Origin of the sequence: Streptomyces sp. NPDC002463 (genome assembly GCF_042889835.1) — a bacterium.
GTDB lineage: Bacteria > Actinomycetota > Actinomycetes > Streptomycetales > Streptomycetaceae > Streptomyces > Streptomyces nymphaeiformis.
The window spans coordinates 16,764-35,710 of the sequence record NZ_JBIARL010000033.1 but is presented as its reverse complement, the minus strand read 5'-3'; the positions used below and the strand labels follow the sequence as shown (position 1 = coordinate 35,710).

Genomic DNA, 18,947 nt, shown 5'->3' with positions numbered 1-18,947 from the left:
ACCGATTGCCACTGAAGTTTGACCGCCTGGAGGCGCTCTACCGGCGGACCGCGGAGATCAGTCCGCCGGGCCGTTCCTCGCGCTGCGGAGGGGTGCTGATCGGGCGGCCGTAGGCGGCAGCGCGCTCGCGCAGGGTGTGGCTGGCGGCGTCCCAGCCGTGCCCGGCCAGCCAGCCCACCGGGTCGTCGGGCATCTCCGAGACCCACATGGACGCAGCCGATCCCGGCACGGCGTCCGCGCCGAAGCGCTCGATCACGCCGCGCGAGCCCAGTGTCAGCCCCATCCGACTGCCTGCCGCCGACTGCGCGCTGATCCGGGCCAGCAGCAGTTCCACTGCGTCCTCGGGCAGATAGATCAGCAGTCCTTCGGCGATCCACGCGGTCGGCACCGCCGGGTCGTGCCCTGCGGCGGCCAGCGCGCCTGGCCAGTCCTCCCGCAGATCCACCGCGACGGTGATCCGCTCGCAGTGTGGGACGGCCTGCTCCTGGCGCAGCACCGAAGCCTTGAAGTCCAGTGGCGCGGCGGTGTCGACCTCGAACAGTCGGGTGCCCTCTGGCCAGTCGATCCGGAAGGCCCGGCTGTCCATGCCGGCGCCGAGCAGCACGACCTGCCGGACCCCGGACGCGGAGGCCTGCTGCAACAGGTCATCGAGGAACTTCGTCCTGATGACGATGGAGAACGACACGGCCAGTCGGCGGCGGCGCGCGGCCTCGTCATCGGGCAGCGGCGGCGAGGAGGGCCATAGGCCGCCGGCGGTGGCGAAGGCCTGTGCCAGTGGGTCGCGGAACAGGGCGTTCTCCCGCTCGGTCTCCAGCGCCCGCACCCGGGCCACCCCCACCGCCGTGGCCCACACTCCCGACGGCTGCACCTGCTTCTGCTCATCAGTCACCGTGCCAGCCTAGGCGGAGGCCAGCTGCGCCTTCCGCTGCCGGTATGCCTTCTGGCGGCAGCGCTGTGAGCATGTCCGGCGTTGTCGCTGGCAGCGCCCTGCTGGTAATGGTCCTCCGCAGGTCTCACAGGGTCTCGTTGATGCGGTGGGGGCTGGTTCGGGTGGCTGGGGTGGCGGTGCGGGCTGTGGTGTCGGCGATGTCACCGGCGGTGGAGAAGGTGGATTCGCGGGAGGCTGCCTGAGCTGTTGGCGACGTGCTCGCTGGCGGCATCGGTCTGAGCATGTCCGGCGTGCTGCTGAGAACATCGGGCCGTCGCAGACCGGGCAGACTCGTGGTCCGGATGGATCAGCCGGGGCTGCCTCGGCCAACCACTTTTCTTTGTGTTTGAGGTAGTTGGCGCGTCGGCAGGCGGATGAACACAGGCGATAGCGCTGTCCGGGCTGGATCTTCATGCTCTTCCCGCACTCTCTGCAGGGGGCCTTCTGAACTGGAGCCCGCGGATGCCGTTTCCGGTATGCCTTCTCGCGGCAGGCCTGGGAACAGCGCAGGGCCTGGCGGCCGATGACGTCGGAGGGCGGTATCTCCGCGTCGCACTCCAGGCAACGCCTCGTTTCCAGGGTGGCCACCAGCGTCTCCGGGGCGCGGCCGGTCGCGGCGGCCAGCCGTGTCCAGCTGGGAAGACCGAGATGTTCGGGCGGTTCGCAGAGGTAGGTCCGCAGGTAGCGGGGCGGAAGATGGTTGGCGTGGGCCAGGCGGACGATGAAGGACCGGATGCCTTCGCCGGACCGGGGCCGGACCTGGAAGGGCAGGACGCGGACGTTCTCGTGGGTCATCGGGAGGACCTGGGCCCGGGGAAGTGAGGCGATTCGGCGGCGACGTCCAGCGGGACGGCCTTCAGCCCGGCTTTGCTGATCTTCTCGGTGCCGTTGAAGATCGCGTCGATCGCGGCTCCGTGGATCTGGTGGGAGAGGGCGCCGATCATGCCGCCGGTGCGGTCGTGCAGGTAGCGGTCCAGTCTCGCCAGGGTGCCGGGCCGGTGCTGCCGCAGGGCGAGGGTCTTCTCCATGGTGGCGACCAGGCCCCGCTATTCACTGTTGTAAGGGAAGGGGTGGGTGGGGATCAGGGTGAAACGGCCGGCGATCTGGGCTCCTCGGGTGCCGGTCAGCAGGCTGCCGTGCTCGATGTCGATGCCCGCGTAGATGAACGTCGCGGGGATCCGCTCGGAGAAGTACTTGAGGGTGTCGGCGACTTCGGCGCCGTGCTGGGTGGTGAGCGAGATGTTGTGGAGTTCGTCGACCAGGATCATGCCGGTGCGGGCGTCGGTGCAGACACCGACGACGGACTCGATGAGGTCGGTGATGTTCATGCGGGCCATCACCGGCAGCCCGAGGAAACGGGCGAACTCGGCCGCGATCATGCGGGGTGTCGCGGCGGGCGGGACGGTGATGTAGATGACCGGTTTGCGGTCGGTGGCGGTGGGGTGCCGGGCCCGGTCCAGTAGTTCGTGGGACAGCCCGAGCTGGGTGATCGCGATGGTCTTCCCGGTGCCGGCGGGGCCGGAGACGATCAGGCCCCGGCGTGCACTGATCGCGTGCCGGTTCAGCACGACCAGGCGGCGTCCGGTGGCGACGGTGTGCCGGACGACGGAGGTGGCGACCACCAGCAGACGGCCGTGATGGTCAAGACGGGCCTCGTCGAAGGCCGCCTGGCCGGCCTCGCCCAGCGCGTCGTACTGAGCGTCGGTCAGCCGGGGCGGCGGACCCGGTGGCCCTTCGACGAAGCGGCGCCAGCCGTCGATCGTGGTCAGGTGCCGCTGGGAGTCCTGGGGCAGAGCGGACGATGCCGTCATGAGCGCTTCCAGGGGTCTTCCAGCGGGTCGAACAGTCCGAGCGGGATCACCTCGGCCACCGACTCCTCGCCTTCGTCCGCTTCGTCCTCTGGCTCCGTCTGAGCACCGGCAACGGACGCCGGAGTAAGCGGACCTGCGGCTTTCGTGCGGGCCGCCACCCGCCGGTCGCGCTTGCCGGGCCCCGGACCGGGCTCGGTCTGCGGGCCGCCGTGGGCCCGGGTGAGCAGGGCGGCGACCGCGTCAGCGATCTCCGCCTCGGTGGCGCGGGGCAGCTGGTGGCTGACGTGGTCCCAGGCCAGGTCACCGAAGGGGACCGGTGCCCGGTTCAGGTGCTTCCAGGTGGCCGGGACCTACTCGTTGTCACCGCGGTGGTTGCGTACCCAGATCCGGGAGACGTCGTAGGGGTCGCGGTGGACCTCCCAGAGGCCGCGTTTCGCCCGGACTCCGGAGTTCTGGCGGCGCATCGGCCCCAACGCCCGGCTGTCGTAGGTGCGGTTCTTGATCCGGATGCCGTAGTCGTTGACCACCCGCCATTCCGCGGGCAGGAGTTCGACGTAGTCGTCGCCGCTCAGTGCGACCGGGACGTAGCCGCAGGCCTCCACCAACGCGGCGTACTTCTCGTTCGGCGTGAACAGTCGGCCCGGGTGGACCGGATCGCGCAGACCGTCGTGCTTGCGGTTCTGCCACTTCGCGACGATCCACTCATCCAGAAGCTCCTGCAACTCCAGCAGGGACCACACTCGTTCGCGTTCCAGGTGCCGGCCGCGGTGGTCGCTGCTGCGGCCGGTGTAGGTGGGCAGGAACTGTGCGAACAGCGTGGCCACCGAGCCCAGCATCTTCTCGATGTGCCCCTTCTCGAAGGGCGAGCCCTGGTGGGCCGGCTGCACTTCGATCTCCAGGAACAGGCAGGAGGAGATGAAGTTGCGGGAGAGGAAGGCCTTGCCGTGATCGCAGACGATGATCTCCGGGACGATCACCGGCCGGGCCGCCGCATGGGCCAGCCGCTCGTCCAGGGCCAGCAGCCTGCGGTGCGGCAGCACCGAGCGGGACATCCTGAGCGCGTCCGACCAGCCAGGCCGCATCAGTTCGGGGGTGACGGTGCGGGCCAGCAGCACGCTGGCGTCCACGGCTTTCGTGGTCGGCCGCAGCACCGCCGCGGTCAGCGTCCTGGTCGCGACATCGACCATGGCGGTGAGCTCGACTCTGCCGGTGACGCCGTTGTCGAGGAGGACCAGCACGTCCAGCGGGGTGGAGTCGATCTGCATGACCTCGCCCGGTGCGAAGACCGGCAGTTCCCCGTGCGGCGTCGTGGCCCCGTGGGCCCTGGACCGGCGAGTCACCGCCGAGCCGGACGTGTGGGTGCCCGAAGTCAGCTTCGCCAGCAGCCGGTAGAGCGTCCGCTGTGAGGGAAGCCCAGCCCTCTGCCCGCCAGGTGTCTCTTTGAGGATCTCGCCGGTCCGCCACAAAATGAACGTCCCCGTGCGGGTCGAGGCGTCCACCGCTTCCTTGATCGCCTGCCGCATCGCGGCCACCACCGCGTCGTCGACCTCCCCGAACTCGGCCGTCCTGCGGACCGGCCGGTGATCGGCCAGACCCAGCACCCCGCGTTCCTGGTAGCGACGCCGCCGGTGGGCGACCGTACTGGCAGAGACCTTGTGACCAGCGGCAGTCAGCTCAGCGGCCTTCGCCCGCTGCCGGGCGGTCAAGGACCGCCCGGGCCCGTACTCAGGCCTCACCGTCGTGCCGGGCTGGGCATCGGGCGGCAGCCCGTGCAGGACCTCCAGGATGTGGCCCTCCCACCACAGGGCCTTCTCCACCTCCCGGGCGGGAAACGCCTCCAGCAGCGAGGCCGCCGGCAACGGCATCCGAACCGGGCTGGTCATGACCTCGAAATCGGCCGCCGCGAACAACTCGAGCAACGGCACGACCCGATACGGCTCTTCGCCGTCCGTCAGCGTCACCGCCTGGCCGGCGACGGCGAGCACTCCGCGGATCCGGCCCTCGAACCGCACCCGGTCACCGACCGCGACCCGCCCCGGCCGCTTCATCCTGCCCATGCCGCCCGCCCTTCGGCCCAGACGAGACTGTCCGCCCCCAGCACCGCGGACTCCAGGTCCGTGCCCAGCCGCCCGGACCACAGCAGATGAAACAGCACCGGCAGGACCTGCAGCCGATCGCCCACCCGCCCGGCTCCCGACCACAACGGCAGCGGCTCCTCGAAGACCTCCACCAGCGCGGCCGCCAACCCCTCCGGGCGCCCCGAGCGGGTCCGCCGGTAGCGGGCCAGCCAGCGCATGTTCGCCATGAACACAGGCTCCGGCGTGCCCATCCACGCAAACTCCCAGCCCACCGCCTCACAGGCCCGACGCGTCGCCGCGAACGCCTCCCCGGTCCGATCGTCCAGCCGGTCCGCGGCCCGGACATCGACCACCCTGGCCCGCCCATCAGCAAGGCGCACGAAGTAGTCAGGCGCATGCCGACGCAGTTCCTGACCGTCCTGCCAGTGCAACCAGAACGGCTGCGAGGCGATCCCGACCACCCTCGGATCACGGTCCAGCAAGATCAAGCAGTCCCGCTCCAGCCACGACTCGTAGCCCACGTGACCGCTGGTCGTCGCCGCGAAGTACCAACCCGGGAAGCTCTCCCCGCCCTTCGCCCACCGGAACTCACGTACCGGCTGAACACCCTCGAACCGCGTACTCCACAACCGGCCCAACGGCCCGCGACAACGCTCACCAAACTCAAGAAAGTCCAGCTCAAAGGCGGATAACGACGGATCCCCGTACGCATGAGCCAGTGCCCCCACCATGCCTCCAACCGCAACGGTCAAAGTTCGGTGGCAGGAACGTACCGGTGGTCAAAGTTCAGTGGCAATCGAACGAGATTCGCTGTCAAAGGACACGTGGTCGATCCGTCGGGTATTGCTCGCCGAACAGTTCCGATATATCGTTGAGGCATCGCGACAGTTCGACGATGGAATCCCGATGGAAGGAGCGTTGCGATGCGTTCACATGGACACGAGTGCGGAAACGGACACGGCCACGGTCGTGGAGGCTGCGGTCCCGGGCCTCGGGGGGACTTCGAGGGGCGGCGTGGCGCCTTCGGGTCGTTCGGGCCCGGGTTCGGCGGCGGGCCGTGGGGCGGTGGCCCCTGGGGCGGCCGCGGTCGCGGTGGCGGCCCGGGGCGGGCGCGGCGCGGTGACGTGCGCGCCTCGATCCTGGCGCTCCTGAAGGACCGCCCGATGCACGGCTACGAGATGATCCGGGAGATCGGCGAGCGCAGCGACGGGGCCTGGAAGCCCAGTCCGGGCTCGGTCTACCCGACCCTCCAGATGCTGGAGGACGAGGGGCTGATCACCAGCGCGAGCGAGGGCGGCAAGAAGCTGTTCACGCTCACCGACACCGGGCGCGCCGAGGCCGACGAGGGTCCCGAGGCACCGTGGGAGGCGGCCGGTCGCGGGGTCGACTGGGACGCCCTGAACGAGGTCCGGCAGGCCGGCTTCGGTCTGATGGAGGCGTTCGGGCAGGTCTGGAAGGCCGGCAGCGCCGAGCAGCGGCAGAAGGCGGTCACCGTGATCAACGAGGCCCGCAAGAAGCTGTACCTGATCCTCGCCGACGAGCACTGAGTTCGGCGCTCTCGACGGGAAGGGCCCCGCGACCACGGTCGCGGGGCCCTTCCCGTCGAGAGCGGCAGGCTCAGACCACCAGGCCCGCGAGCTTGCGCAGGGACTCGGTCAGCGCCGCCGTCGCCGAGTCCTTCAGCTTGCCCGCCATCAGCGAGACCGCCGCGCCCGTGAACTCGCCGTCGATCCGTACCGTCGTGGCCTCCCCCTCCGCCGCGAGCGAGTAGCGCGTGGCGACGACGACCCCCATCGGGCCCTTGCCCCTGATGGCGAACGCCCGCTCGGCCTCCAGCTCCTCGACCGTCCACAGGACCTCGGCCGGGAAGCCCATCAGCTTCATGTTCTCCGTGAAGGTGGCGCCCGCCTCCAGGGCGGCGGGGCCGCCGTTCGGGAAGCTGGTGTGAGTGGCGTTCCACTCGCCGTACGAGGAGAAGTCCGTGAGTTGCGCCCAGACCTTCCCGGCCGGCGCCTCGATCCGTGCCTCCGCGCTGACTTCGGCCATGAGACCACCCCTTCACGCGTGCCCACTGGGTTCGGTGTCGCGGAACGTAGCGGGACGGCCGTGAACATTCAATACTGATGAAACGTCAGTTCTGCGGTCGCCGGCCCCGTGCCGTCGCCGATCCACCAGATCTCGGCCGCGTCGAAGCTGTCGGAGGCCCGTGGCGCCCCGTCCTCCTCGTGGCAGTGGAAGGCCGCCCAGAACAGATCGGCCGGCAGCGCCTCCCGGGGTGCGTACACCCGGTACACGTACTGCCGCCCGTCGCGCGCGAGCAGGCCCACCATCCAGAACACGACCGGAGGACGAGCGGAAGGGGATCCGTGGTTGCAAAGGGGGCGCGAAGCAAGACGGCGCGCGCCTCTCAGGGATCACGAGCGCGATCTCATCCGTAAGGAGGAGGAACCGTGCGCCCGTGCCCAACTCCGGTGGGATGCGGACATGCTTCTCCCCGGTGATGTTCCGGCCGCCCCCGCCTGATGAGGTGGAAGGGTGCACCATCCCGTCCCTCGCCCCCAGCCGCTCCCGCCGTCCACCTCCCCGCGCGCGGAGCTCGCGCCCCTCCTGACGCCCTCGCTCGCGGCCGTCGCGCCTCTCCTCGCGCCCTCGCTCGCGGCCGTCGCGCCTCTCCTCACGCCCTCGCTCGCTGCGGTCGTGTCGGGCGCGCGCCGCAGGGCGCTCAGGGACGGTGACCGCCAGATCGACACCGCCCACCTGCTGCACTCGCTCGTCGAGTCCGACCCCGAGGTCCGTGCCGCCTTCGAGGGCGGCCATCAGCTCGCCCGCGTCCTCGGCTATCTCGCCCAGCGCTCCATCGGCTACGGGCTGCGCTGGCAGCGTGCGGAGGAAGGGTCCGCGAACCGGCGCCTGCTGCCCGCCGCGCGCGAGGCCGAATCCCAGGGCGCCCGTACCTCCCCGTGGTCCCCGGCCGCTGCCGCCGCCCTGGAAGGCGCCTTCCGGCGGGCCGCCGAGCGTGGCGAGCCGCAGGCCCGCGGCGTCGACCTGCTCGCGGCCGTCGCCGCCGATCCCGAGAGCCGGGCCGTCGAGGTGCTGCGCCGCGCGGGCGTCGATCCGGCCGCGCTGACCGCCCGGGCCACCGCCCTTCCGGCCGCCCGCGACGAGGAGCCGTCTCAACAGGTGTAACGGGGGTTACGCCCCTGACCGCGTCCTGTCATGATGGCCCGATGCACGCGTCTCAGGGGAGAAGCGCCGGCCTGGGACTCGCCCTGGCCTCGGCCTTCGCATTCGGTGGTTCAGGAGTGGCGGCCAAGCCGCTCATCGAGGCGGGACTCGACCCGCTCCACGTGGTCTGGCTCCGGGTCGCCGGCGCCGCCCTCGTCATGCTGCCCGTGGCCTGGCGCCACCGGGACCTCCTGCGCCGCAAACCCGCCCTCCTCGTGGGCTTCGGCCTGCTCGCCGTCGCCGGAGTCCAGGCCTTCTACTTCGCCGCGATATCCCGCATACCCGTCGGCGTCGCCCTGCTCATCGAGTACCTCGCCCCCGCCCTCGTCCTCGGCTGGGTCCGCTTCGTCCAGCGCCGGCCCGTCACCCGCGCCGCCGCCCTCGGCGTCGTCCTCGCCGCCGGCGGCCTCGCCTGCGTCGTGCAGGTCTGGTCCGGGCTGACCTTCGACCTCGGTGGGCTGCTCCTGGCCCTCGCCGCCGCCTGCTGCCAGGTCGGCTACTTCGTCCTCTCCGACCAGGGCGCCGACGAGGCCGAGCAGGCGGATCCCCTGGGTGTCATCGCGTACGGGCTGCTCATCGGCGCGCTCGTCCTCACCGCCGTGGCCCGGCCCTGGTCCATGGACTGGGGCGTCCTCGGCGGCCGGGCCGACATGGACGGGACGAGCGTGCCCGCGTGGCTGCTGCTCGGCTGGATCGTGCTGATCGCCACCGTCCTCGCGTACGTCACCGGCGTCATCTCGGTGCGCCGGCTCTCCCCGCAGGTGGCGGGCGTCGTGGCCTGCCTGGAGGCGGTCATCGCGACCGTCCTGGCCTGGATCCTGCTCGGCGAGCACCTGGGCGCGCCGCAGATCATCGGCGGCGCGGTGGTCCTGGTCGGGGCGTTCATCGCCCAGTCCTCGACGCCGAAGGCGCCTGCGGCGGGGCCGGTGGCCGGGTCCGGTCCGGGTTCCGGTCCGGGGTCCGAGGCAGCGGCCGGCGTGGGTTCTGACGCGGTCGGTGCGGGCTCCGAGGTGGATGCTCTCGGTTCCGTTTCCGGGGCGGCGGGTGCGGAGTTGTCGGCCGGGCGAACCGCCCCGTAGGGTGCCGACCATGCATTCGACCGTGCTTCCGCCTCCCGCCGCCTAGCGCGCGCGGAGACCCTCCTCGACGAAGACCGGGCTCGGGCCGGCGACTCCTCGCCACCGAGCGGTTCGTCGCTGCCCGCGCGCGGAGCCCAGCGACCACCCTTCCCTCCTGTCTTCCACGGAGAACCCACGTGTCGAACTCCTCGGGATCCGCCCTGTCCGTCGGGCGGAGCCTCGTCTATCTGATCGTCGCCGGCATCGCCTGGGGCACGGCCGGCGCCGCAGCCTCGCTGATCTTCCGTGTCAGCGACATGGGCCCGCTGGCCCTCTCCTTCTGGCGCTGCGTCGGCGGCCTCGTCCTGCTCCTCGGCGCCCTGGCGCTGCGGCCCCGGCGCCGCGCCGCCCGCACGGACGGTGAGCCGCGCGGCCGCCGGACGGCCCGCATCCTCGGTACGGGCATCGGACTCACCGTCTTCCAGAGCGCGTACTTCGCCGCGGTCGAGGCGACCGGTCTCGCCGTCGGCACCGTCGTCACCCTCGGGGCGGGACCCGTCCTCATCGCGATCGGCGCCCGGCTCACCATGGGGGAGCGCCTCGGCAGCGGCGGGGTCGCCGCCGTCGCCGGAGCCCTCGCCGGGCTCTTCGTCCTCGTCCTGGGCGGCGGGGCCGCGGAGGTGCGGCCGCTCGGCGTCGTCCTCGCGGTGGTCTCGGCGGCCGGATACGCGGCGATCACGCTGCTCACCCGGTGGCTCGGCCGTGACGGCGGCGGTACGGACGCCCTCGCGACGACCACCTGGGCCTTCGCCATCGGGGCGGTCGGGCTGCTGCCCGCGGCGCTCGCGGAGGGGCTGGTCCCGCACACCGACGCGCCGGTGAGCGTGGTGCTGCTGCTCGTGTACGTGGCGGCGGTGCCGACCGCGCTCGCCTACGCGCTGTACTTCGCCGGGGCGGCCGTCGTCCGGGCCGCCACCGTCTCCGTGATCATGCTCCTGGAGCCGGTGAGCGCGGCCCTGATCGCGGTCTCGCTGCTCGGCGAGCGGCTCACCGCCGCGATCGTGCTCGGCACGCTGCTGCTGCTCGCGGCCGTGACGGGCCTCGCGTTCGCGGAGGCCCGGACGGCGGCGGAGGCGCGCAGGCGGGAGCCGGTGGCGGTGTAGGGGATCCGTGCCGGGGGCGGGGCAGAGCTTGGGGCCCCGCGCGCGGCATGAGTATTCGCGGGCGGGGCTCGGGTGGCCGTGCGCTCGGCATGCGCATTCGGGGGCGGGGCCTGTGCAGCCTCGCCCCCGGGGCGGTCAGCCGTTCGCGCGGCGGCGGAGCTGGTGGGCGCGGGCGTTCAGGTCGCCCGGGCCGGACCGCTCGGCGAGGCGCTCCGAGACGCGGTCCTGGATCTCCTGCGGCTTGTTGCCCGCGTACTTGAACTTCGCCCGTACGTCGGTCACCTCCAGGCTGAGGATCCGGATCCCCGACAGGAGCCGGCCGAACGGCGCCTCGCCCGGGGCGACCGTCGCCGTGCCGCCCTCCGGCTGGAAGTGGGCGACCTGGCTGTTCAGGAGCGCCGCCTTCTCCTCCGGGTCGTCGACCACGCGCGCGGTGCAGCGCAGCTGGACGGCCGCGTAGTACGAGGTGGGGGTGCCGTGCTCGGACGGGGCGCCCTCGGGGGCCGTCCAGTGCCCCGGTACGTAGACGTAGTCGTCGACCACGCTCAGGAGCACCGTCGGATTCGCCTCCAGGGCGCGCCAGAGGGGGTTCGGCCGCGCCAGGTGGGCCAGCGCCCTGCCGTACGGGCCGGGCTCGGGGTCGTACCGGAAGTGCATCGGCTGCACCCACGGCGGCTCGCCCTCCAGGCCGTTGACGGCGAGCTGGCCGAAGTCGTGCCGGGAGAGCCAGTCGCGCCACTCGCCCTCGTCGTGGGCGGCGTCCCAGGGGTGGATCAGCATCGTCGGTCCGTCCTTCCTTCCTCGATCCGAGCGCGGCTCAGAGCGCCGCGAGGTAGCCGGGCAGGGCGACGGACGGGTCGAGGTCGCCGGACGGGACGGGCGTGCCGTAACCACTCTGTACGGGGATGACGCCGGCCCAGTACGGCAGGTCCAGGTCCTCGGCGTCGTCGTTGGGGCCGCCCGTGCGGACCTTCGCCGAGACCTCGTCCAGGTCGAGCCGGATCACGGCGGTCGCGGCGAGCTCCTTGGCGTTCCCCGGGCGGGAGTCGGCGGAGCGGCCGGGGACGACGTGGTCGACGAGGGCGTCCAGGGCGGTGCGCAGTTCCTCGGGGTCCGTGACCTGGTGGGCGGTGCCGTGGACGACGACCGAGCGGTAGTTGAGCGAGTGGTGGAACGCGGAGCGGGCGAGCACGAGACCGTCGACGTGCGTCACGGTCAGGCAGACGGGCAGACCGGGGGCCGACACTCCGTCGCCGGCCGCGCGCAGCGGCCGAGAGCCGGTGGAGCCGTGCACGTAGAGGCGCTCGCCGACCCGGCCGAAGAGCGTCGGGAGGACGACCGGCGCGCCGTCGCGGACGAAGCCGAGGTGGCAGACGTAGGCCTCGTCGAGTATCGAGTGGACGAGTTCCTTGTCGTACGAGGCGCGCTGGCGGGAACGGGTGGGCACCGTGCGGTCGGTCGGCGTGTAGGTGTCGCGCGGCGCGGACGTGTCGGGGGCGGTGCTCGTGTCGGCGGCGGCGCTCATTGCGTACTCCATTGCACTAGTGCATACTTGTGTTTGTGCTAGGAGAGTATCGGATCGAAGGTCGTCGCGCATCGGACATCGCCGCCAGCATCGAGCGGGGAGTGGGTGAGGGTGCGTTGCCGCCCGGCCAACTGCTGCCGCCCATGCGGGAGTTGGCGGGCATCCTCGGTGTGAACCCCAATACCGTCGCCGCCGCCTACCGCACCCTGCGCGAGCGCGGGGTCATCGAGACGGACGGCCGGCGCGGCAGTCGCGTGCGGCCGCGGCCCGCCACGACCGCGCGCGGCTCGATCCGCGTGGAGGCGCCCGCGGGAGTCCGGGACGTCAGCAACGGCAGCCCCGACCCCGCGCTCCTGCCGCCCCTGGGGGAGGCCTTCGCGGAGGTCGCCCGGCGGTACGGCGAGCAGCCCGTCCTGTACGGAGAGGTGCCCGTCGACGAGGAGTTCGGGCGCCTCGCGCGCGCAGCCTTCGACGCGGACGGGGTGCCCGCCGGGCCCGTCGGAGTAGCCTCGGGCTCCCTCGACGCGATCGAGCGCGTGCTCGCCGCCCGCCTCAGGCCCGGCGACGCCGTCGCCGTCGAGGACCCGGGCTGGGGCAGCCTCCTCGACCTCGTGCCCGCGCTCGGCCTGCGGCCCGTGCCGGTCGCCGTCGACGACGAGGGCCCCCTGCCGGAAGCCGTCGAGCGCGCGATCCGGCAGGACGGGGCGCGGGCCGTGATCGTCACCGACCGGGCCCAGAACCCGACCGGGGCCTGCGTCACGGCGGCGCGCGCGGGCGAGCTGCGGCGGGTTCTCGGGGCGCACCCCGGCGTGCTCCTCGTCGAGGACGACCACGGGCACGGCATCGTCGCGCAGCCGCTGCACCTGCTGGCCGGCGTCACCGACCACTGGGTCCTCGTACGCTCGGTCGCCAAGGCGTACGGACCCGACCTGCGGATCGCCGCCTTCACGGGCGACGCCGAGACCGTCGACCGGGTCCTCGGGCGGCAGCGGCTCGGGCCCGGCTGGGTCAGCAAGCTCCTTCAGCGGACCGTCGCGCATCTGTGGGCGACGGGGGCGGTCGACCCCGCCGTCGTCGCCCGCGCGTACGGGAAGCGGCGCGACGGGCTCGTACGGGCGCTCGCGCGGCGCGGCGTCGAAGCGCACGGGTGCGGTGGCATGAACGTCTGGGTCCCCGTCCCCGACGAGACCGGGGCGGTCACCCGTCTCCTCGCCGCCGGCTGGGCGGTCGCGCCGGGCGCCCGCTTCCGGATGGAGACGGGGCCGGCCGTCCGGCTGACCGTCTCAGGGCTGGCCGCGTCCGACGTCGAGGCCCTGGCGGGTGCGGTGGCGGGGGCGGTGGGGCCGGTCGCTGCGCGGAGCTATGGGTGATGGGCGGCGCGGGCGGTGCGGGCGGTGCGTGGCTGTGCGGTCGCGTCGGTGCGGGCCCGCGCCCCGCTGCCGTGTGGGCAATCGTCCCGCCGGGGCGATGGGGGGGGTCCCCTGCTCGAGCGAAGCCGAGAGCTTGGGGGAGGGTGGGCACGCGCGGAGGCGCCCCTAGCGGCGCCCCCGCGTTCCGTGCCTGTATCCGCACCACGAGCGCGGCGCACGTCAGGTGCGGGTTCAGGCGCGGGAGCCTCTGGCGCCGGCAGGGCGCGGGTCCGTTGTGCCCACCCGTTCCGCCCCGGCGGAACGATTGCCCACAACGGCGGGGGCGCCGTCCGTTGTGCCCACCTGTTCCGCCCCGGCGGAACGATTGCCCACAACGGTGCGCGAGCGGGGCCGGCGGGTTTGGGTGAGGGCCGCGCCTGCCAGGACCACGAGCGCGCCCACCGGCGTGTTCCAGGTGAGGCGTTCGTCCAGGAGTGCCACTCCCGCCGTCGTCGCGATCACCGGGATGAAGTACGTGACCATCGCCGCCGTCGTCGGGCCGACCTCCGCGACGACGCCGTACTGGAGCAGCATCGCGTACCCCGTCCCGAGCGCCCCGAGCGCGATCACGGAGAGGAGGGGCATGAGTTCGATCGAATCGGGGACCGAGGTGAACAACGGCGTGACCACCGCCAGTTGCAGCGTCGCCAGGCCCACCTGGGAACCCGCCAGGGAGAGGTTCGACGCGCCCGTGCCGCTCAGGGTCCTGCGGACGTAGATCCAGCCGACCGCGTAGCTGAAGGAGGCGAGCAGCGCCAGGGCCGTGCCCGTGACGTCGAGGCCCGAGAAGCCCTGCCAGGCGCCGAGCACGGTGAGGACGCCGATGAAGCCGATGCCCAGGCCGGCCGCGCGGACCCGGGTCGGCCGGTCCTCGGAGAGCGCCACCAGCGAGAGCAGCATGCCCCAGAGCGGGGTCGTCGCGTTGCAGATGCCCGCCAGGGTGGAGGGGATCGTCAGCTCCGCGTACGCGAAGAGGGAGAACGGCAGCGCGTTGAGGAGGAAGGCCGCGACCGCGAGGTGGCCCCAGACGTGGGCGCCGCGCGGCAGCCGGTCGCGCTTCACGACGATCGCGACGGCGAGCACCGCCGTACCGAACAGGAGCCGCCCGAAGGTGACCTGGAACGGCGCGAAGCCCTCCGTGCCGACCTTGATGAAGAGGAAGCTGAAGCCCCAGATGAGGGCCAGGGCGCCGAAGCGGACGCGCCAGTCGAGGAGAGGGGAGGGGGAGGGTGTGGGGCTGGGGCTCATGCACTCAGGGTGAGCGGAATGACGTCTTAGGACAAGCTAGATTTCCTCCACCCCTCCTCTTAGCATCGCTTACATGTTGAACCTGGAGCGCCTCCGCACCCTCGACGCCTTCGCCCGGCACGGCTCCGTCAGCGGTGCGGCCGACGGACTGCACGTCACCACCTCGGCCGTCTCCCAGCAGCTGTCCAAGCTGGAGCGCGAGGTCGGGCAGCAGCTGCTCGCCAAGAACGGCCGGGGCGTGCGGCTCACCGACGCCGGGCTGCTGCTCGCCGAGCACGCCGCCCGGATCCTGTCCCAGGTGCAGATGGCCCAGGCCGACATCGAGGCCCAGCGGGGGAGAGTGGTGGGCGAGGTGCGGCTCGCGGGCTTTCCGACGGCCGCGCGCGGACTGTTCCCGGCCGCCCTCGCCGCCCTGCGCGAGGGTCACCCCGAGCTCCGTGTCCGTACGACGGAGCTGGAGCCGGAGCCGGGCGTGCGGGCGGTCCTGCGCGGTGACGCGGACCTGGCGATCGTCCTGGACTGGAGCAACAAGCGGGCGCCCGTCCCCGGTGGCCTGGAGCGCGCGCACCTCCTCGACGACTCCGCCGACGTCGCCCTGCCCGCCGGCCATCCGCTGGCCGGGCGGGAGGCGGTGGACCTGGAGGACTTCGCCGACGAGGAGTGGGTGTCCTGGCCCGAGGGCGAGTTCTGCCACGACTGGCTGATGTTCACGCTGCGCTCGCAGGGCATCGAGCCGCGCATCGGGCACCTCGCGGGCGAGCACCACACCCAGCTGGCCCTGGTCGCGGCCGGCCTCGGGGTGTGCGTCACGCCCCGGCTCGGGCGTCCGGTGCCGGACGGGGTCGTCTTCGTTCCGGTACGGCAGAAGGTGCGGCGCCACATCTATGCCACCTGGCGCGGCGACGCGGGCCGCCGCCCCTCCGTCCGTGCGGTCGTCGCGGCGCTGCGGGCGGTGGCGGAGCCGCTGGCGAGCTGAGGCTCAGAGGTTCGCCAGCTTGCGGAAGTCCCAGGAGGCGATGGCGTCCGGGGTCAGCCGTAGCCAGGCGTGCCGGCCGTCGTGCGGCATGGAGTCCAGGCCGAAGTTCTTGGCGGCGAAGAGCTGCTCGGGCACGTCCAGTTCGGGGCACGGCTCGCCGGTCCGGGGTGCCTCGCCGACGAAGACGGCGGTGCCCGACAGTTCGACGCCGCGCAGCTCCCCGTACTCCTCGCCGTCGTCCACCACGACCGCGATCCTCGGGTCGGCCCGCAGTTCCGCCCAGCGCCGGCTGCGGGTGATCGAGTACAGCCACAGCGAGGAGCCGTCCCAGGCGAACCAGAGCGCGCTCACGTGCGGGCGGCCGTCGGCGGAGACGGTCGCGACCCGGCAGGTGCGCTGTTCCGCGAGGAAGGAGTCGAGCTCGGCCGGAGTCATCATGATCCGGCGTCCGCGGCGCTGTGCGACGGTCATCGTCCGCCCCCTTCTAGCTTTCTGACGAGACGTCAGAAAGCATGGGGGGTCCATCGCGCGCGTGCAAGGGGAGGTCGGGGAGTCATGGGCCAGAGTCCGAGAGAACGACTCGCGGAGCGGATCCGCCCGGACGGGGGAGTCGCCCTGCTCACCGTCGAGTGCCAGCAGGGTGTCGTCGGTCCCGACAGCGCCCTGCCCGAACTGGCCGCCGTCGCCCACGCGTCGGGCGTCCTGCGGAACGTCGCCCGCCTCGTCGCCGCCGCGCACGCGGCGGACGTCCAGGTGATCCACGCCGTCGCCGAGCGCCGCCCCGACGGGCGAGGCGCCAACACCAACGCCCGGCTGTTCGCGGCCGCCGCCCGGCTGCCCGTGCAGCAGCACAGCGGCAGCAGGGCCGTCCGGATCGCCGAACCGATCGAGGTCGCCGACGAGGACCTGGTGGTCCGGCGCCTGCACGGGCTCTCCCCGCTCGCCGGCACCGACGTCGACGCGCTCCTGCGGAACCTCGGCTGCCGCACGCTCGTCGTTACGGGGGTCTCCGCCAACGTGGCCGTGCCCAACGCGGTCTTCGACGCCGTGAACCTCGGCTACACGGTCGTCGTGCCCGGGGACGCCATCGCGGGGGTGCCGGCCGACTACACCCCCGCGATGATCCGTCACACCCTCGCGCTCGTCGCCACGATCACCACGACCGACGAGGTGCTGGGGTGCTGGAAGGCCCCCGAGGGCGACGCGGGCGCCGTCACCCGGGGCTGATCTCCTCGCCCACCACCTGGATCGGCTCGGGCGGCAGCGGCGAGGGCGCCGGACCGGCCTTCACGCTGCCGTCCGAGATGTCGAAGTGGCTCTGGTGGCACGGGCAGACGATGACGCCGTCCTTCACGCTGCTCACGGCGCAGCCCTGATGCGTGCACTTGGAGGAGAAGGCCTTGAACTCGCCGGCCTTCGGCTGGGTGATCACCAGGCCCTTGTCGGCGAGGATCTTCCCGCCGCCCACCGGGATGTCCCCGGTCTTCGCGAGGGCCGCGCCCTTCGGAGCCGCGCCCTCCGACGCCGTGCTCTTGTCGTCCGCGCCGCCCCCGCAGGCGGCGAGCGCCGCCGCGAGGCCCGCGCTGCCCGCCGCCGCGACCACTGTCCGGCGTGCCACTCCGCTCATGTGCTGCCCCTCATTCCTCGGTGTACTGCAGCAGACGGTACGGCTGTGAGCTGTGTCCCGTTCACGGGATGCGCACTTCGAGAGCCTTACAGTTCTGAGTAGAGTGTCGGAACCTGGACATCCTTCGATGAAAGTGTCTAGCTTCCGTGAACTCTTCCGTGAACTCCTCGGTGAGTACGCATCACGTACGGGCCGTGCTGCTCGGCGCCGAGCGGCGCGGGGTGGCCCCGGGGCCGCTCCTCGCCCGCGCCGGACTGCCCTCCACGCTCCTGGAGGAAACCCGGGCCAGGGTTCCCGTGGAGCAGTTCGGGCAGCTCGTCCGCATGCTGTGGGCCACCCTCGACGACGAGCTGATCGGCTTCGGCGGCGCGCCCAGCAAGGTCGGGACCTTCGCGATGATGGCCCATGTCGTCGTCCACGGCAGTCGGGACCTGCGCGAGGCGCTCCGGCGCGCGCAGACCTTCTACTCCCTCTTCCCGGCCGGTCCGCGCTTCCGGCTCGTGGAGCCCGGGACCGGCGGACCCGACGAGGCGCGGATGGAGTTCGACGTCTCCGGGTACGACGACCCCCTCCACTTCGGCGCCGAGTCCACCGTCCTGGTCGCGCACCGCTTCGCCGGCTGGCTCGTCCGGCGCCGGATCGGCCTGCGGCGGGTCGAGTTCGTCCACCCGGAGCCCCGGCACGCGCGCGAGTACGCCCTGCTCTTCGGTGCGCCCTGCGTCTTCGGCGCCGGGCGCACCGCTGCCGTCTTCGACCGGGCCGACCTCGACGAACCCGTCCTGCGGGACGCGGCCGCGCTCAAGGCCTTCCTGCGTCGTGCCCCGGTCGACGTGCTGGTCTGCGGCGACTACGGCAGTACGGCGACCGGCCGGGTGCGGCACCTGATCGGCCGGGCGCTGCCCGCCGGGCCGGTGCCGACGCCCGAGCAGCTCGCCGACCGGCTGTCCGTCAGCCCGCAGACCCTGCGGCGCCGGCTGGCCGCCGAGGGGACGACGTACCAGCGGATCCGCGACCAGGTGCGGCGTGACCACGCCATCGCCGAGCTGACCGGCGGCCGGGTCTCGATCGAGCGGCTCTCGCGGCAGCTCGGCTTCTCCGAACCCAGCGCCTTCCACCGGGCGTTCCGGCGCTGGACCGGAGAGACGCCCCGGTCTTATCAGACGCGGGGTCAACAACCCTGAGCGGTACGGTCACAGCCGCCGTCCGCCGTCCGGCCTACCTTCCCGCCATGACCGAAATCGACCGGTCCGGTGGCGCTTGGCCGCCGGACCCCACCCGACCCCGGTGAACGCGCGCCGGGCGGCCGGCGCCGTCCTCGGGACCGGCGTCCTGCTCTGCCTCCTCGCCGGGGTCGCCGTCACGGCCCTCGGCGTCCGCGTCGACGGCACCAGCATGACCCCCACCCTCCACCAGGGCGACCGGGTCCTCGTCGCCCCGGGCTCGGCGGGCGAGGCGCACCGGTTCGACGTGGTGCTGCTGCGGGCCACCGGGAAGGACACCCTCCTCGTCAAGCGGGTGATCGCCCTGCCCGGCGACCGGGTGGGGATCGTCTCGACACCGGACGAGCCGTTCCAGGTCCTCCTCCAGGAGCGGGGCAGGGGCCCGGTGCGCCGGGTGGTGGCGCCCCCATGGGCGGCACAGGCCCACCGTGCGAGCGCCTGCTGCGGTCCCGACGGCACCCGGTCGGCGCGGCCCGAGCTGCGGACCGTGCCCGAGGGCTCCTTCTTCTACCTGGGAGACAACCCCGACCTGTCGGACGACTCGCGGGCCTACGGCTGGGGCGCGCTCGACCGGATCGAGGGCCGGGTCGGCGTCCGGGCCTTCCCCGTCTCCGCGTCACCCGGCATCGGCAACCGGCCGGTGTTGGAGGAGTACCGCGGGCCGAGTCCCTGAGTCCGC

Annotated in this window: 18 protein-coding genes and 2 pseudogenes; 9 read left to right on the top strand and 11 right to left on the bottom strand. The window is 72.7% G+C overall.

The window, feature by feature from the left end:
- Positions 1 to 37: 37 nt before the first annotated feature.
- From ACFYX3_RS39045 to ACFYX3_RS39030, 4 genes and pseudogenes are all read right to left on the bottom strand, one after another.
- A complete protein-coding gene (locus ACFYX3_RS39045) occupies positions 38 to 853 on the bottom strand; it encodes a class I SAM-dependent methyltransferase (RefSeq protein ID WP_389024507.1) in 816 nt (271 codons plus the stop codon).
- Between the two features lie 866 nt (positions 854 to 1,719).
- Positions 1,720 to 2,739, bottom strand: a pseudogene (locus ACFYX3_RS39040) (AAA family ATPase).
- Positions 2,736 to 4,796: pseudogene (locus ACFYX3_RS39035) on the bottom strand (Mu transposase C-terminal domain-containing protein). Before ACFYX3_RS39035 ends, ACFYX3_RS39040 begins: the two co-directional pseudogenes overlap by 4 nt.
- Entirely contained in the window at positions 4,784 to 5,548 is a 765-nt protein-coding gene (locus tag ACFYX3_RS39030; RefSeq protein ID WP_389024463.1) for a TnsA-like heteromeric transposase endonuclease subunit, read from the bottom strand. The pseudogene ACFYX3_RS39035 and the gene ACFYX3_RS39030 overlap by 13 nt, the downstream one beginning before the upstream one ends.
- Before the next feature lie 192 nt (positions 5,549 to 5,740).
- Between ACFYX3_RS39030 and ACFYX3_RS39025 the strand changes: the two genes are divergently transcribed.
- Positions 5,741 to 6,364, top strand: a complete 624-nt coding sequence (locus ACFYX3_RS39025; RefSeq protein WP_389024460.1) for a PadR family transcriptional regulator — start codon at positions 5,741 to 5,743, stop codon at positions 6,362 to 6,364.
- A 70-nt stretch (positions 6,365 to 6,434) separates the two neighbouring features.
- Here the strand turns inward: ACFYX3_RS39025 and ACFYX3_RS39020 are convergent, their stop codons facing one another.
- Together ACFYX3_RS39020 and ACFYX3_RS39015 are read right to left on the bottom strand one after the other, a co-directional pair.
- Entirely contained in the window at positions 6,435 to 6,863 is a 429-nt protein-coding gene (locus ACFYX3_RS39020; protein ID WP_376584022.1) for an SRPBCC family protein, read from the bottom strand.
- 68 nt (positions 6,864 to 6,931) lie between these two features.
- The gene (locus ACFYX3_RS39015; protein ID WP_389024455.1) at positions 6,932 to 7,156 is read right to left on the bottom strand and encodes a hypothetical protein; all 225 of its coding nucleotides are present in this window, start codon (positions 7,154 to 7,156) and stop codon (positions 6,932 to 6,934) included.
- A gap of 196 nt (positions 7,157 to 7,352) precedes the next feature.
- On the opposite strand from ACFYX3_RS39015, the gene ACFYX3_RS39010 reads away from it, so the two are divergent.
- The 3 genes from ACFYX3_RS39010 (at position 7,353) to ACFYX3_RS39000 (ending at position 10,263) form a co-directional block, all read left to right on the top strand.
- Complete coding sequence (locus ACFYX3_RS39010; protein WP_389024452.1) at positions 7,353 to 8,003, top strand: Clp protease N-terminal domain-containing protein; 651 nt, start codon at positions 7,353 to 7,355, stop codon at positions 8,001 to 8,003.
- A gap of 41 nt (positions 8,004 to 8,044) precedes the next feature.
- Positions 8,045 to 9,121: a DMT family transporter gene (locus ACFYX3_RS39005; RefSeq protein ID WP_389024449.1), complete on the top strand. Its 1,077-nt coding sequence runs from the start codon at positions 8,045 to 8,047 to the stop codon at positions 9,119 to 9,121.
- Between the two features lie 176 nt (positions 9,122 to 9,297).
- Positions 9,298 to 10,263, top strand: coding sequence for a DMT family transporter (locus ACFYX3_RS39000; RefSeq protein WP_389024446.1), 966 nt, complete (start codon positions 9,298 to 9,300; stop codon positions 10,261 to 10,263).
- Between the two features lie 135 nt (positions 10,264 to 10,398).
- On the opposite strand, the gene ACFYX3_RS38995 is transcribed toward ACFYX3_RS39000, so the two are convergent.
- On the bottom strand, positions 10,399 to 11,043 hold the full coding sequence (locus tag ACFYX3_RS38995) for an FMN-binding negative transcriptional regulator (RefSeq protein WP_389024443.1): 645 nt from the start codon (positions 11,041 to 11,043) through the stop codon (positions 10,399 to 10,401).
- A 37-nt stretch (positions 11,044 to 11,080) separates the two neighbouring features.
- Positions 11,081 to 11,788, bottom strand: a complete 708-nt coding sequence (locus tag ACFYX3_RS38990; protein WP_389024440.1) for a pyridoxamine 5'-phosphate oxidase family protein — start codon at positions 11,786 to 11,788, stop codon at positions 11,081 to 11,083.
- Between the two features lie 35 nt (positions 11,789 to 11,823).
- On the opposite strand from ACFYX3_RS38990, the gene ACFYX3_RS38985 reads away from it, so the two are divergent.
- Positions 11,824 to 13,158 carry an aminotransferase class I/II-fold pyridoxal phosphate-dependent enzyme gene (locus ACFYX3_RS38985; protein ID WP_389024437.1) on the top strand — a complete coding sequence of 445 codons (1,335 nt, stop codon included), beginning with the start codon at positions 11,824 to 11,826 and terminating at the stop codon, positions 13,156 to 13,158.
- A gap of 231 nt (positions 13,159 to 13,389) precedes the next feature.
- Here the strand turns inward: ACFYX3_RS38985 and ACFYX3_RS38980 are convergent, their stop codons facing one another.
- On the bottom strand, positions 13,390 to 14,445 hold the full coding sequence (locus ACFYX3_RS38980; protein WP_389024434.1) for a DMT family transporter: 1,056 nt from the start codon (positions 14,443 to 14,445) through the stop codon (positions 13,390 to 13,392).
- Between the two features lie 73 nt (positions 14,446 to 14,518).
- On the opposite strand from ACFYX3_RS38980, the gene ACFYX3_RS38975 reads away from it, so the two are divergent.
- Positions 14,519 to 15,421 (top strand): LysR family transcriptional regulator, encoded by a 903-nt coding sequence (locus tag ACFYX3_RS38975; protein ID WP_376584039.1) that lies wholly within the window; start codon positions 14,519 to 14,521, stop codon positions 15,419 to 15,421.
- Between the two features lie 3 nt (positions 15,422 to 15,424).
- Here the strand turns inward: ACFYX3_RS38975 and ACFYX3_RS38970 are convergent, their stop codons facing one another.
- Positions 15,425 to 15,892 (bottom strand): pyridoxamine 5'-phosphate oxidase family protein, encoded by a 468-nt coding sequence (locus tag ACFYX3_RS38970; RefSeq protein ID WP_376584041.1) that lies wholly within the window; start codon positions 15,890 to 15,892, stop codon positions 15,425 to 15,427.
- 84 nt (positions 15,893 to 15,976) lie between these two features.
- Between ACFYX3_RS38970 and ACFYX3_RS38965 the strand changes: the two genes are divergently transcribed.
- Positions 15,977 to 16,648, top strand: a complete 672-nt coding sequence (locus tag ACFYX3_RS38965) for a cysteine hydrolase (protein ID WP_389024429.1) — start codon at positions 15,977 to 15,979, stop codon at positions 16,646 to 16,648.
- Here ACFYX3_RS38965 and ACFYX3_RS38960 read toward each other — a convergent pair.
- A complete protein-coding gene (locus tag ACFYX3_RS38960; protein WP_389024426.1) occupies positions 16,635 to 17,048 on the bottom strand; it encodes a Rieske (2Fe-2S) protein in 414 nt (137 codons plus the stop codon). The genes ACFYX3_RS38965 and ACFYX3_RS38960 overlap by 14 nt on opposite strands.
- 146 nt (positions 17,049 to 17,194) lie before the next feature.
- Here ACFYX3_RS38960 and ACFYX3_RS38955 point away from each other — a divergent pair, with 146 nt between their 5' ends.
- Together ACFYX3_RS38955 and lepB are read left to right on the top strand one after the other, a co-directional pair.
- Positions 17,195 to 18,229 (top strand): AraC family transcriptional regulator, encoded by a 1,035-nt coding sequence (locus tag ACFYX3_RS38955; RefSeq protein WP_389024423.1) that lies wholly within the window; start codon positions 17,195 to 17,197, stop codon positions 18,227 to 18,229.
- 103 nt (positions 18,230 to 18,332) lie between these two features.
- Positions 18,333 to 18,941 carry a signal peptidase I gene (lepB, locus tag ACFYX3_RS38950; protein WP_389024420.1) on the top strand — a complete coding sequence of 203 codons (609 nt, stop codon included), beginning with the start codon at positions 18,333 to 18,335 and terminating at the stop codon, positions 18,939 to 18,941.
- The last annotated feature ends 6 nt before the right edge of the window (positions 18,942 to 18,947 follow it).

Excerpts from the sequence above, each read along its gene's own strand:
- ACFYX3_RS38970 (WP_376584041.1), bottom strand. The coding sequence starts at position 15,892 with ATGACCGTCGCACAGCGCCGCGGACGCCGGATCATGATGACTCCGGCC.
- ACFYX3_RS39020 (WP_376584022.1), bottom strand. The coding sequence starts at position 6,863 with ATGGCCGAAGTCAGCGCGGAGGCACGGATCGAGGCGCCGGCCGGGAAG.
- ACFYX3_RS38960 (WP_389024426.1), bottom strand. The coding sequence starts at position 17,048 with ATGAGCGGAGTGGCACGCCGGACAGTGGTCGCGGCGGCGGGCAGCGCG.
- ACFYX3_RS38965 (WP_389024429.1), top strand. The coding sequence starts at position 15,977 with ATGGGCCAGAGTCCGAGAGAACGACTCGCGGAGCGGATCCGCCCGGAC.
- ACFYX3_RS38995 (WP_389024443.1), bottom strand. The coding sequence starts at position 11,043 with ATGCTGATCCACCCCTGGGACGCCGCCCACGACGAGGGCGAGTGGCGC.
- ACFYX3_RS39005 (WP_389024449.1), top strand. The coding sequence starts at position 8,045 with ATGCACGCGTCTCAGGGGAGAAGCGCCGGCCTGGGACTCGCCCTGGCC.
- ACFYX3_RS38990 (WP_389024440.1), bottom strand. The coding sequence starts at position 11,788 with ATGAGCGCCGCCGCCGACACGAGCACCGCCCCCGACACGTCCGCGCCG.
- ACFYX3_RS39030 (WP_389024463.1), bottom strand. The coding sequence starts at position 5,548 with ATGGTGGGGGCACTGGCTCATGCGTACGGGGATCCGTCGTTATCCGCC.
- ACFYX3_RS38975 (WP_376584039.1), top strand. The coding sequence starts at position 14,519 with ATGTTGAACCTGGAGCGCCTCCGCACCCTCGACGCCTTCGCCCGGCAC.
- ACFYX3_RS38980 (WP_389024434.1), bottom strand. The coding sequence starts at position 14,445 with ATGAGCCCCAGCCCCACACCCTCCCCCTCCCCTCTCCTCGACTGGCGC.
- ACFYX3_RS39025 (WP_389024460.1), top strand. The coding sequence starts at position 5,741 with ATGCGTTCACATGGACACGAGTGCGGAAACGGACACGGCCACGGTCGT.